Annotated in this window: 10 protein-coding genes, 1 tRNA gene and 1 rRNA gene; 7 read left to right on the forward strand and 5 right to left on the reverse strand. The window is 38.7% G+C overall.

Annotation, left to right across the window (positions count from 1 at the left end; genetic code table 11):
* Positions 1-39: 39 nt before the first annotated feature.
* A complete protein-coding gene (locus ZA06_RS08750) occupies positions 40-864 on the reverse strand; it encodes a PAS domain-containing protein (protein ID WP_053976984.1) in 825 nt (274 codons plus the stop codon).
* A gap of 267 nt (positions 865-1,131) precedes the next feature.
* Between ZA06_RS08750 and ZA06_RS08755 the strand changes: the two genes are divergently transcribed.
* On the forward strand, positions 1,132-1,464 hold the full coding sequence (locus ZA06_RS08755) for a DUF2853 family protein (protein WP_053976985.1): 333 nt from the start codon (positions 1,132-1,134) through the stop codon (positions 1,462-1,464).
* Between the two features lie 53 nt (positions 1,465-1,517).
* On the opposite strand, the gene polA is transcribed toward ZA06_RS08755, so the two are convergent.
* Together polA and ZA06_RS08765 are read right to left on the reverse strand one after the other, a co-directional pair.
* Complete coding sequence (gene polA / locus ZA06_RS08760; RefSeq protein ID WP_053976986.1) at positions 1,518-4,358, reverse strand: DNA polymerase I; 2,841 nt, start codon at positions 4,356-4,358, stop codon at positions 1,518-1,520.
* Positions 4,359-4,483: 125 nt separating this feature from the next.
* Positions 4,484-4,765, reverse strand: coding sequence for a hypothetical protein (locus ZA06_RS08765; RefSeq protein WP_053976987.1), 282 nt, complete (start codon positions 4,763-4,765; stop codon positions 4,484-4,486).
* A 173-nt stretch (positions 4,766-4,938) separates the two neighbouring features.
* Between ZA06_RS08765 and ZA06_RS08770 the strand changes: the two genes are divergently transcribed.
* The 3 genes from ZA06_RS08770 (at position 4,939) to ZA06_RS08780 (ending at position 8,087) form a co-directional block, all read left to right on the forward strand.
* Entirely contained in the window at positions 4,939-6,351 is a 1,413-nt protein-coding gene (locus ZA06_RS08770) for an aldehyde dehydrogenase family protein (protein ID WP_053976988.1), read from the forward strand.
* 104 nt (positions 6,352-6,455) lie between these two features.
* A complete protein-coding gene (locus ZA06_RS08775; RefSeq protein WP_053976989.1) occupies positions 6,456-7,682 on the forward strand; it encodes a metallophosphoesterase in 1,227 nt (408 codons plus the stop codon).
* Positions 7,683-7,790: 108 nt separating this feature from the next.
* Positions 7,791-8,087, forward strand: coding sequence for a thioredoxin family protein (locus ZA06_RS08780; protein ID WP_053976990.1), 297 nt, complete (start codon positions 7,791-7,793; stop codon positions 8,085-8,087).
* Between the two features lie 6 nt (positions 8,088-8,093).
* Here ZA06_RS08780 and ZA06_RS08785 read toward each other — a convergent pair whose 3' ends face one another.
* Positions 8,094-8,756 carry a polysaccharide deacetylase family protein gene (locus ZA06_RS08785; RefSeq protein ID WP_053976991.1) on the reverse strand — a complete coding sequence of 221 codons (663 nt, stop codon included), beginning with the start codon at positions 8,754-8,756 and terminating at the stop codon, positions 8,094-8,096.
* 48 nt (positions 8,757-8,804) lie between these two features.
* Complete coding sequence (locus ZA06_RS08790; RefSeq protein WP_053977111.1) at positions 8,805-12,122, reverse strand: glycosyltransferase family 117 protein; 3,318 nt, start codon at positions 12,120-12,122, stop codon at positions 8,805-8,807.
* A gap of 152 nt (positions 12,123-12,274) precedes the next feature.
* Between ZA06_RS08790 and ZA06_RS08795 the strand changes: the two genes are divergently transcribed.
* From ZA06_RS08795 to ZA06_RS08810, 3 genes are all read left to right on the forward strand, one after another.
* Positions 12,275-12,347: transfer RNA gene (locus tag ZA06_RS08795), tRNA-Gln, on the forward strand.
* Between the two features lie 162 nt (positions 12,348-12,509).
* On the forward strand, positions 12,510-12,896 hold the full coding sequence (locus tag ZA06_RS08800; RefSeq protein WP_053976992.1) for a hypothetical protein: 387 nt from the start codon (positions 12,510-12,512) through the stop codon (positions 12,894-12,896).
* A gap of 630 nt (positions 12,897-13,526) precedes the next feature.
* A 16S ribosomal RNA gene (locus ZA06_RS08810) occupies positions 13,527-13,636 on the forward strand; the annotation flags it as partial.

Raw genomic sequence — 13,636 nt, forward strand, 5'->3', positions numbered from 1 at the left:
TTATAAAGATACTAAAATATAATATGCTGATGTACAGTTTTAAAAGTCTCTAAAATGCCGTTTCCCTTCTTGAGCTTTTTGGAATTCGGATTTGCTCAAAATGTTTTCGTTAAGTACCATGTCTGTCCTTATTATGGAATCCAAAAAAGAATTCATAATCTTTGGATTGTGGCGCACTTCGTCATTAATATAGTTGTAGTCTATGTTAATGCATATGGCGCCAATCAAGCCGTCTTTTTCTTTATAAATAGGAATGGTAGTGCATTTAAATTTACGGGCACCAATATTGAGTTCGTAATTGATTTTGTCTTCGTTATGCGAATTGCGTCTTTTTAGGTCCAATACCAAATTGGTGGCGGGTGCTTCTATATTGCGACCAGTGACATTATTCTTGATATAGTAAAGAGCTTTGGAAGGGTTGGTAAGGTTGTGAAGTAGAATCTCAATACCAGAATCTGGGAAACTATCCCCAATATGTTGTACAATGCGTTTGTAGTTTTTTAGATAATTGACCGATTCATCCAAAACTTGGTCGCCTTTATATTTTTTATACAATTTATTATAGCGCTTTCTGAACGGATTTTTCAAAAGGTGTTTTACATTGTTTTGTTCTCCTATAAGTACCAATTGTCTTCCTGCTTGGGGATTGGTTTTTTGGAGTAGCTCACTCACGGCCTCATTAAACAAATCTAGATCGAAACACAGCAAATTGTCCTGGTTCACTTTAAAAGGATAAAAAGGATAGTCTTCAAGAGGCGTGCCTTGTTGCTGTTTACGTTCCCTAATGCGTCCAATAATATAACCAAAACCAAGCATGATTAAGGAGGCAACAATGCTCAGGCCAATATTGAGTAAACTTTCCATAGTGTTTATGAGTTGTGGTTGGAGATCTTTGGTTAGATTTTATGCTGTTTAAATTACAAAAAAGTTTAAAACTGAAAGTGTTAAGTCTAAATATCAGTGTGTGAATGAAATTTTTTAAGTTGAAAATGGACCTGTCCGTTAAGCAAAAGTTAATTAATAGGAAGGGTTAAAAAATAGATGAAAAGTGATTGAGGTAATGTGCTGTAAATTGCTTAATTTAACCTATCTATTTGAAAATCAATTATTAATCCATAAAATTTTAAGAACATGAATGACGTAGAAGCAAAATTGTCAGAGCTTAAAGAAATTGCTGTCAGCCAACTGAACAAATGTGGTGTGAGTGATATTGACCATGCCCAATTGGACGGTTACGTAAATAGTTTAAAAACTATGGTAGACAACCACGATGCGTCCTTGGTAGCAGCCCAAGATCCATCGGAGTTGGAAACGGTGCGTAGGAATTTTGTTGAAAAGAAGTTGGGAATCACCGATAAGGACAAGGCCATGGCTGCCATTACAAAGGTTGCCGAAACAATGTCTGAATTTAAAAATAAAAACCGGCCTGCATTTTATTATCTAGTAGCTAAAGAATTGGGCTAGAAAATTCATCCGGAAAGAAAAAAAGCTATCGAATTTCGATAGCTTTTTCTGTATTAGTGGGCTTCCAGCCAATTGTCTCCTGTGTCTAAATCAACCACCAACGGTACTGCTAAGCTGTAGGCACTTTCCATTTCGGTTTTGACCAAGGTTTTGATGGTTTCCAATTCTGGTTTGTACACATCAAACACCAATTCATCATGTACCTGTAATAACATCTTGGTTTTGTAATTGCCTTCTTCCAATTTCTTATAAATATTGATCATGGCAATTTTAATAATGTCGGCGGCACTTCCCTGTATAGGAGCGTTCACAGCATTACGTTCTGCGCCACTTCGCACCACCGCATTTCTAGAATTGATATCTTTTAAATAGCGGCGTCTTCCCAAAACGGTTTGTACATAGCCGTGGTCTCTTGCAAAATCTACCTGCTCACTGATAAATCTCTTTAATTTTGGATAGGTAGCATAATAAGTATCTATCAATTCCTTGGCTTCGCTTCTTGAAAGATCGGTTTGGTTGCTCAATCCAAAGGCAGACACGCCATAAATAATTCCAAAGTTAACGGTTTTGGCATTGCTACGTTGTTCTCTGGTAACTTCTTCCAAAGGCACATTAAATACTTTTGAAGCTGTTGAAGCGTGAATGTCTTCACCATGTTTAAAAGCGTTGATCATGGTTTCTTCTTCACTTAGAGCAGCAATGATGCGTAACTCAATTTGAGAATAATCCGCAGCCAAAAGGGTGTAGTCTTCATTGCGTGGAATAAATGCCTTACGAACCTGTCTACCACGTTCCGTACGTATTGGGATGTTCTGCAAGTTAGGGTTGTTACTACTCAAGCGTCCTGTAGCAGCCACGGTTTGCATATAATCTGTATGCACTCTCCCAGTGGAAGGTTCTACCTGTAGAGGTAGGGCATCTACATAAGTGCTTTTTAATTTGCTTAGGCCGCGGAAATCCAAAATATGTTGAATGATTTCATGGTCTTTGGCGAGGTAGGACAGAATATCTTCGGAAGTGGCATATTGCCCTGTCTTGGTCTTTTTGGGTTTGTCTACCAATTTTAATTTGTCAAAAAGGATATCTCCCAATTGCTTTGGAGAGGCAATGTTAAATTCTTCTCCAGCCTCCGTATATATTTTTTGCTCCAAATCGGCGATGTCCTTATTAAGTGCTTCCGAAAGTTGCTTCAGGAATTCTTGGTCCAAATTAATACCTTCCAATTCCATGGCAGCCAAAACCCGTAAAAGAGGTACTTCAATATCATCGAAAAGAGCTTGTGTATTGGCAGCGCCCAATTCTTTGGCAAAGTGTTCTTTTAGTTGCAGGGTAATGTCGGCATCTTCAACAGCATATTCCGTTTGTTTTTCCAGAGATACCTGTCGCATGGATAATTGATTTTTACCTTTTTTTCCAATAAGACTTTCAATGGAAATAGGCGTGTAGTTGAGATAGGTTTCAGCCAACACATCCATGTTGTGACGCATGTCTGGGTTGATGAGGTAATGAGCCAACATGGTGTCAAACAGTTTGCCTTTTACCTGAATATTGTATTTGGCCAAAACCTTAATATCGTATTTAAGGTTCTGACCTATTTTTTCAATCGTTTCGTTTTCAAAAAACTCTCGGAACTGCTCAATCAATGCTTGGGCTTGATCACGATCTTCGGGAAACGGCACGTAGAAACCTTTTCCTGCTTCCCATGAAAATGCTATCCCCACCAATTCTGCCGTCAAAGGATTGATGCCTGTAGTTTCAGTGTCAAAACACACCGAAGTTTGTTGCATCAAGTTTTTGATCAATAATTTTATGGCCAAAGGCGAATCGGCACTTTGATAAAAATGCGAGGTAGAAATGGAGGTGTTTCTAGAGAATTCAGTTGTTGGAGCAGATGAACTGGAATCGTCCCCAAAAAGAGAAAATTGACCAGCTCCAGCCGTTGTTTGTTTTGCTGAGGTTGTAAGAACCGAGTTGCCTTCTGCAGAGTTGTCGGCAGAGGTAGTGTCTGCTTGAGCAGCAAAAGTTTTAATAAAATTGTCAATCAGCCTTCTAAATTCCAATTCCTGAAAAATGTTCTTTACCGCTTCAACATCAGGTTCAGACATTTCAAAATCGGTTTCACAGAATTCCACAGGCACATCCAGCATGATAGTGGCCAGTTTTTTGCTCATAAGGCCAAGTTCTTTGTTGGCCTCTATTTTCTCCTTCATTTTTCCCTTTAGCTCATGGGTATTGTCCAAAAGGTTTTCCATGCTGCCAAACTGCGCCAAGAACTTTTTGGCCGTTTTTTCCCCAACTCCTGGAAGCCCTGGGATGTTGTCCGCAGAATCTCCCATCATTCCCAAAAAGTCAATGACTTGCAAAGGATCATTCACTTCAAATTTTTCTTTCACTTCGGGAATTCCCCAAGTTTCATAGCCGCCGCCAAATACAGGGCGGTACATAAAAATATTGTCTGAAACCAATTGGGCAAAATCCTTATCTGGAGTGACCATAAAGGTTTGGTAGCCTTGTTTTTCTGCCTGTTTTGAAAGGGTTCCTATAATGTCATCTGCTTCGTATCCTTCCTTTTCCATGATAGGAATGTGCATGCATTTTAGGATTTCATGGATATATGGTACCGCAATCCTGATGGCTTCTGGTGTTTCGTCCCGATTGGCTTTGTAGGCCTCAAACATCTCTACACGATCGGTACTACCACCTTTATCAAAACATACGGCCAAGTGGTCTGGGCGTTCCCGTTTGATGACATCCAAAAGGGAGTTCATAAACCCTAATATGGCAGAGGTGTCCACTCCCTTGGAGTTGATTCTTGGGTTTTTGATAAAAGCATAATACCCTCTAAAAATCAGGGCGTAGGCATCGACTAAAAAAAGACGTTTAGGTGCTGACATGTATTTGTTTTTGAAAGAACTTCAAAACTACGAAAAGTTAGGGGCGAATAGAAATGTGTGTTGAGATTATTCCAGAAAAAAACCGAAGCGTGAACTTCGGTTTTCTCTTTTTGGCCGGTAATGCATTAGCAAAGCTTTATGGACTTCGCCTTGATTTGGAGGCTTTTCTTATAAGCTTTCACGCTAATGATATCATTACTTTTTCTATAGTTGAGGTCTAAAACCTGAGCCTTGATGGCCGATTTTAGCTCTGTACCTTCTTTAATCTCTTTTGTGGATTCGGTTTTTTCGACCGAAGTTTCCTTAATTATTTTAGTATCTTGTTGTAAGTTTTCAGTAGTATTGTTTTGTCCAATTAACATGATTGGTAGAAAGCCTAATACTATAAATGCGATAACTTTTTTCATGACCTAAAAGTGGGTTTTTGTTTGTAATGCAAGTCAAAGAAACATAACTGATACGGTTACAGTAAATTAATTAGATGAAAAACGTCGATAAATGGATTATCTGACAAACAGCACCAAAAATATCGATGAAATGCACCTTAGAGCCTTCAATCTTCTAAATTAGATCACAGTAAATGCTACAATCCGCTGCCAATAAGTATGATAGCTTGTTTGAAAAACAACAGCAGAGTCAATTTCTCATAGGAAATACAAACTACAAAACCCGAATTCAAAAACTAAAAAAGCTACAGGAGGCTATAGAATTTAGGTATAGGGAAGCTATTCAAAAAGCTCTGTACAATGATTTTAAAAAGCCATTTGCAGAAACCGATCTTACTGAAATCTATCCAGTGGTAAGTGAAATCAAGTTTGCTTGCAAGTATTTAAAACAATGGTTAAAACCCCAAAAGGTGGAAACACCATTGGCTTTGTTGGGGACATCGTCATGGTATCAACATGAACCCAAAGGTGTCTGTTTGATTATGGCGCCTTGGAACTTTCCGTTGAATCTAACATTGGGGCCCTTGGTATCTGCTATTGCTGCCGGGAATACGGTGGTTTTGAAACCTTCGGAAATGACGCCGCATATTTCAAAAGTGATGGAAGAGATTATTATGGACCTATTCCCTGAAGAGGAGGTTGCCTTGGTACAAGGAGATGTTGAAGTGTCCCAGGAATTGTTGAAACTGCCCTTCAACCATATCTTTTTTACAGGGTCACCCGGAGTGGGAAAGTTGGTGATGAAAGCTGCTTCAGAACATTTAACGTCGGTTACCTTGGAATTGGGAGGAAAATCGCCCACAATTATAGATGAAACCGCCAATCTAAAACTGGCTGCAAAACGGATTGCCTGGGGGAAGTTCATAAACAACGGGCAAATTTGTTTGTCGCCAGATTATGTGTTGGTCAAAGAATCGGTAAAGGATGATTTTATTAAAGCACTACAATTGCAGTTAGAAGAATTTTATTCTAAGAATCCTCAAGAGTCATCGGCTTATTGTAGAGTTGTAAACAGAAAACATTTTGATAGGTTGGTGGATCATTTGGATGATGCCAAGAACCGCAAGGCTAGTTTTGATATTGGAGGAGAAGCTATAAAGGAAGATTGTTATATCGCTCCAACTGTGGTTAGCAACTTGCAAGATGAGGCAAGTCTGTTGCAGGAAGAGATTTTTGGGCCTATTTTGCCTATTAAGACCTATAATACGGTAGAGGATATTTTGGAATATGTCAATGCTAAATCCAAACCTTTGGCGCTATATATCTACAGTAAAAACCAACGCTTCATTGACCAGATTTTAAAGAATACCAGAGCTGGGAGTACCGCAATTAATGCCAATGTGCTGCAATATTCCAATCATTATCTGCCATTTGGAGGAAGTAACACCAGTGGAATCGGTAAAAGTCATGGGTATTTTGGGTTTCAGGAGTTTTCAAATCAGCGGGCGGTTTTAAAACAGCATACATCAGGAGCAATTGAACTGTTGTTTCCTCCGTATACGTCCTTAAAACAGAAATTAATTAATATGACCATAAAGTGGTTTTAATGAACAGCTCATTTTAAAGTATTAAAATCTTAAGGTATAGTTAAATATGCTTCGGTGGATGGCAATACCATTAAAATGAGGTTATCTTTGGGCAAATTTGAATTATGGTTCGTTGGATTATTTTCGGGATTGTTTATGCGCTGCTAACGGCTTATGGTTTGCAGGCCATTAAAACAATTTTTAAATATAATTGGGTGCAATATGTCTTCATTGCAATTGCCCTCCTAGTCTTGGGGAATTTTATCTTCCAATTTGTTGTTGGGCCGGAAGGTCGGGTATTGACGCAGTCCAAAAGTTATGCCTTTGGTTTTTTGTTGGTGTTCCTGTCTTTTAACATTGTCGTGGTTCCTATTCTTTTGGGTGAAGATGTTCTCAGGTTGATTTTTGGGGTGTATGATAAATACGCATCAGGAAAAGAGTCTTTATATATTCCCTCTAGGCGAAAGTTTGTAAGTCAGTTGGCGCTTGGTTTGGCAACCATTCCGTTTTCATCCTTATTGTACGGTATGTATAAAGGGAAATATGATTATAGAGTGTTGAAATATACACTGCATTTTGAAGATCTTCCCGAAGCTTTTGATGGCTACAGGATTACACAAATTAGTGATGTTCATAGTGGTAGTTTTGATGACAGAAACAAGGTGGCCTATGGTATTGACCTTATCAAAAAGCAGGAGAGCGACATGATTTTGTTCACAGGGGATATGGTCAACAATAAGGCAGAAGAAATGCATGATTGGAAGGACTTGTTTGGACAATTGGAAGCCAAGGATGGCGTGTATTCGGTATTGGGAAATCATGATTATGGAGATTATGTGGAATGGAATTCCGAAGCAGATAAACATGCCAATTTGGAAGAGTTGAAGCAAATTCAAAAAGATATGGGCTTTGATTTGTTGTTGAACGAAAGCCGTTTTATAGAGCGAAACGGGCAGCGTTTGGCACTTGTTGGCGTTGAAAATTGGGGGAGAGGACCATTCAAAAAAGCAGGTGACCTTAAAAAAGCAGTGCAATCTGTTGATGAAAATGACTTTAAAATATTGATGAGTCATGACCCATCCCATTGGGAAGATGTCGTGGTTCATGATGATTACCATTATCACTTAACCTTGAGTGGTCATACCCATGGCATGCAATTTGGGATTGAAATCCCAGGTTGGGTGAAGTGGAGTCCTGCCAAATGGCGTTATAAATATTGGGCAGGTATCTATGAGCAAATGGGACAATACATTAATGTCAACCGCGGATTTGGTTATTTAGGTTTTCCGGGGCGCACGGGTATTTGGCCAGAGGTAACTGTCATTGAGTTAAGAAAAGGTAAAGTATCCTAATTTTTATTGAAAGAATTAGTAGAAACCTTACAATTTTGATATGATATTGTTTAAATTGGGAAAATATATGTAGGTTTGTATAACTGATTTGGCCTAAAACAATTATGTATGTCAAAATTTGGGGAATTAATAGATGTTGATATCCCGGTTCTATTGGATTTTTTCACAGAATGGAGTGAACCATCTATCGCCATGCACCCTGTACTAAGGGATGTGGCAGCAGCCCTTGGAGATAAAGCCAAGGTCATCAAAATTGATGTCGATAAAAATAAGGAGCTTGCCGATGCCCTTAGAGTAAAAGGCCTACCTACTTTGATTATCTATAAGAATGGTGAGATGAAATGGCGCCACAGTGGGGAGCAAGATGCTAATACGCTTATCGGTATTATTCAAGAATTTATTTAAGAATCTCTATAGGGATTTAAAAGTATATCCCAGTTGTTTGAAGTGCTCCAGAACTTTTGGAAGCACATAACTCATATTTTTGTTTGCCTTTACGCTATCGTGAAACACTACGATGCTTCCATCTTTTGCTTTTGAAGTTACATATTCCAAACACTGTTCTTTGGAAATGTCTTTGTCCCAATCATAAGAAATCACGTCCCACATGATAATTTTGTAATCTTGTGCAAGCAATCCTTCGGTTTGGGAAGGCTTTATTTTGCCATATGGGGGTCTGAATAATTTAGGTGCTAAAAGAGAAGTTTTGCTGAGGCCAAGTTGGTCACTTTCGGTATCTATGATCTGTTGGGCCTTTAATGTGTTTTCGAGATAGTCTTCAGTTTCGCTTTTCCAGCCTTTCAGATGATTGAAGGTGTGGTTACCAATACGGTGTTCTTCCTCTAAAACTTTGTGGAATATCTCAGGATATTTTTTGATGTTGTCTCCAATGCAAAAGAAGGTGGCTTTGGCATCAAATTGTTTGAGGATGTCCAAAGTCCATTCGGTAATTTCTGGGGTAGGACCATCGTCAAAGGTGAGGTAGATCGTTTTTTCGCCGGAAGGCATGTCCCAAACATAGTTTGGGAACATTCGCTTCACTACTTCCGGTGTTTTGATGGGTGCAACTTTCATGATAGGGTGTCTTTAAAAAGCAATCCCAAGAGGCATGATTTGTTAGCCTTATTCTTCCAGTTTCAAAATGCTGTCGATGGTGTCCACAGCTATATCTTCATCTTCAATCAAAGATTCTACAGCAGGTTCTTCATCTGTAAAGTGCCCAAAGAGTTTCAAATAATTGTTGAATTTTTGGGTTTCTTCCATCGCAAAATCTTTATCGTTATAGATTACCAAGATGTCTACCAAACTTCTATAGCGTTCAATATCCGTAACAATTTCATCCAAATAACGCGTTTGGTTTTCTATACTCAAGCCACTGTAGTAAGTAAGTTTCTCTTGGTATTTTTGAGAAACCTCCTTGTAAAGTTTACGACCCTTTTCTTTTTGGCCCATTTCATAGTAGGCGCTAATGTAGGGCTCCAATAATGTGTAATATCCGTAAATGTCTACTGGCATTTTTTCCATGGCCAAATCGGCAACTTTTTCGGCTCGCTCGTAGTCTTCCTCATTAATCAACTGTTCGATAAGTCTGGCAAGATTTCCGCGGTAAGTAATTCCGTTTTTACGGGTTTCTACATCGTGGTAAATATCGGTGCCACTGTTACCCCAATCCCAAGACATTACTTTGTCGTACATCAAATCGCTATCTACGCGGCCCATGTCAAATGGATTTGCTCTGTCTACAGGAGTTTTTATAGGAACCAATTTATAACATAGACCATCCAATTGCAGGTAATCTTTCATCCAGATATAATCTTCGTCTCCAAAAGCTCCACCCGTGAAATAGATTGGTCGTTCCCAATTGTTATTGGCAATAATATCCAACATCATCAACCTGTTTTTATAGATGGCTCCAGAAGTGATGCGCACATCTATATAAGGCACAATCTTGTCGGCATCTTTTTCCTTAACAATGCCATTTTTCAAAACAGCATCCTTGTCTACAGGAATTCTGATATTCTCCGTAGGGAAGTAGTTTGAATTCAATAAGTTTTCAGGGTAATAACTTGGATCTTCACCATCTTGCTGTAACCTATACTTAAATTTAGCTTTAGGACTGTCACTAGTGATAAAGTTTAAAAAGTCTTTAATTGACACAGTATCGTCAGAAATTCTTCTTTTTATAATAACATCTCTGGTACCATATTTATACTTGTCATGTGTAAGTTGAGAAGGGATTGGATCACTCTCATAAGCCTTTCGTTTCATTTGATCGATATACCAATCGGTTTGGAATAAACTGGTGTTCACTACTCGCACATCGGTGCGGATACCTTCAATTTCTTGGGCATACCAAAGTGGGAAACTATCATTATCTCCAATAGTAAACAAAATAGCATTAGGCGCACAAGACTCCAAATATTGAGCAGCCATAGCTTGTGCAGTACGTTTGTTGGATCTGTCGTGGTCATCCCAGTTGTTGGCAGCAAGAATAGCTGGCACTAATACTAGACACACAGTGGTAATTGCAGGTGCCAAGAACTTTGATTTGGTGAAGTTTTTCAATAGATCATAAAGGGCATACACTCCAAATCCTATCCAAAGGGCAAAAACGTAGAAAGATCCTACCACTGAATAATCACGTTCTCTAGGTTCAAAAGGTCTTACATTGGTATAGAACTGAATGGCCAAACCTGTAAACAGGAAGAACACCAACATAGTCCAGAATGTTTTCTTGTCTTTGTTCAATAAGAACATGAAACCAATCAATCCTAATATAAACGGTAGGAAGTAATAGGTGTTACGTCCTTTATTATTTAATACATCACTAGGAAGGTTGTCTTGGGACATTCCCAAATGCAGTTCGTCAATAAACTTTATACCGCTGATCCAGTTTCCGTGGAGGTCATCAAATTTCCCTTGGATATCATCTTGCTTCCCTACAAAGTTCCACATAAAGTAACGCCAGTACATATAGCCAAGTTGATATTCCAACATATAGCTGATGTTTTTTCCTAAGGAAGGCTTTTCGATATCCAAGAATTGTTGTCCATACTGTTTTAGGAAATTGTGATAGCCTTCATAATCGATACGGCCTTCGGCAACACGCTTTCTAAAATCATTTACCAAAGCGCGTACCTCATTTTCCATTTGGTACTCTGGTTTGATCTTGAAGTCCAAAAGTCCTGTAAAACGCATATAGTTTTCGGCATGCTCTGTACTCCACATTCTAGGTAGTAAAGCGGCCTGAGTAGAGTTGTAGTTCTGTTTGGCGTTTTTATAATTGTTTACAACAACATATTTGCCTTTTTCAAGGTCCTTTTCATATTTAGGTTTGTCGTCAACAAAAGGTTGGTTTTCGTCATAACCTGTATACTGGTCTGTAAACAAGGGACCGTAGAAAAGGTGAGTTTCCGGATATTGCTCAAGGTTATAGTAGGCCAAAAGCTCTCGGGCACTGGAAGGGTTATTCTCATTAATAATGGTATTGGCATTGGCTCTAATAGGGAGCATCAACCAAGAAGAAAATCCTATAATTATAAAGGTAAGACATAGGATGCCGGTGTTTAAATGCTTGTATCCTTTGTCACGGGTATATTTCAGTCCAAAATAAATCAAGCCAATCAGCACAATGCCTGCAATAATAGATCCTGAATTAAATGGTAATCCAACAGTATTTACAAAAAATAACTCTGAGGCACTGAAGGCTCTCATGATATTTGGAGCCAATAATTTAAAGATGAACAATAAAATGGCAATAGCAATGGCATTGGCAATGAGAAAATTCTTAACTGTTACAGTTTTGTAGTTCTTAAAGAAGTAGATCAAACCAATGGCGGGAATGGTCAATAACCCCATAAAGTGAACCCCAAAGGAAAGCCCAATGATAAAGGCAATTAAAATGAGCCAACGGTTTCCTCTAGGTGTGTGCATATCCTGTTCCCAACGCAATCCTAGCCAAAACATTACAGACATGATAAGGGTAGCCATGGCATAAACCTCAGTTTCAACAGCATTGAACCAAAACGAATCTGTAAAGGTAAAAGCAAGACTTCCTACCAAACCACTTCCCAAAATAGCCATTGCAGCCTGTTGGGTCATGCCTTCTTCATCTTCTTTTACCAATTTCTTCAATAATAAGGTAATGGTCCAAAACATGAATAAAATGGTGAATGCACTGGAAACGGCACTCATCATATTTAGCATCATTCCTACCTGTGAAGGTTCTAATGCAAATAGGGAGAAAAACGCTCCTAGCATTTGGAACAATGGTGCTCCAGGCGGATGTCCAACCTGCAGTTTTGAAGAAGTTAAAATGTATTCTCCAGCATCCCAAAAGCTTACGGTGGGTTCAATGGTTAAAGCGTAAGTGATAAGAGCTATTGTAAAAGCGATCCATCCCAGGATGGTATTCCATTTCTTGAAGTTGAAATGTGTCATAAGATGTTGTCTATTGTTGCGGACGAATTTAGTAATAAATATGATAAACACTATGGCTTTTAGGTAAACCTTGGGTTGATTGAAAATTTTTTTAAAAAAACTTTTGCGCATGTCAAAGATTGTATTAAATTTGCACTCGCAAAACAAAGCGATGGCCTATGGTGTAACTGGCAACACGTCTGGTTTTGGTCCAGAAGAGTCTAGGTTCGAGCCCTAGTAGGCCAACAAAAGCCTCCCGATTTCGGGAGGCTTTTTTGTTTCATGGTGTTTTGTGATTTGTTTTCCGGTTTCATTGCATTGAAATATTCTTTCTAAGGAAAATAATGTCGCTACTCCCTTGTGTCTATTTTCTATTTTGAACATCTTTGGAGGTTTTGATTTCTACTTATGAAAAAGACATTTGTATTTCTATGCTTATTTTTGGTATTATTTTTTTCCTGTTCAAATGATGATTTGGAAAATGAAGTTGGCAGCTGGAATGCAGTCGAGATATATTACGATGGTCACTTGGTGGCTCTGGCCTGTGTTGAGCACAAATATTTAAAGGTTGAAGAAGGCGGTGTTTATAGTTGGAAATTTAAAGATGCTGCTGCAGCACCGGAAAGTTGTTATTCGGAGCCGGACTATAAGTCATTGTGGAAGAAAAATGGTGACGACTATGAATTTTATACTAATCCGGGCAATTATTTATTAGGTATAGGGACTGTTGTGAATGGAGAATTAATTGTTGATTATCCCTCCATTGATATCAAAATAGTTTTCACTCATTATTAAAAGGTGTTTCTTCATTCTGAATAATGGTGGGTGAATAGAAGTTTTTCCTGTTTGGTGTATCGTTTATATGTTTGGTGTATCGTTTATATGTAAGGAGAGGGGTGTTTTGGATTTGTGTCCTTTGTATACATTATATATGGTATGTATTCAAAAGGGCTGCAGGAAAGGGGCAACACGCCACTTCCTATAAGCCATAAATTATTTCCAATTCCAAACGCTTCAATTCCAGCCCTGTAAATTCCTTGTTTCAAAATATTTTCCAAAAACCGCAAAAAAGGCTTGCAGATATCCAAAAAGGCGGTATATTTGCAGCCGCAAAAACAGCGAGTGCTGCGAAGGCGAGAGGAGTTCATTGAGAGGGTCGGTTATAAGTGTTTTGAGAGGCGATTGCGCCACGAAAAAAAACTTTTTAAAAAAATAACCGAAACTGTTGCGAGCTTCAAAAAAGGGTTCTATATTTGCACCCGCTTAAGCGACAAGCTTAGGAAAAACAAAGAAGACAAGTTCATTAACATATTGAATTGACAGCGTAAGATTGGATCTTTTTTAAAGATCTGGTCGAACAAAGAACAAGCCATTTTGAGAACCAGAAAATTCCGTTTCGATAGTCTGAATAATATTTAAGATTTAACGATGAAGAGTTTGATCCTGGCTCAGGATGAACGCTAGCGGCAGGCCTAACACATGCAAGTCGAACGGTAACAGCACTTCGGTGGCTGACGAGTGGCGCACGGGTGCGT

The sequence above is a fragment of the Mangrovimonas xylaniphaga genome, assembly GCF_001280435.1.
GTDB lineage: Bacteria > Bacteroidota > Bacteroidia > Flavobacteriales > Flavobacteriaceae > Mangrovimonas_A > Mangrovimonas_A xylaniphaga.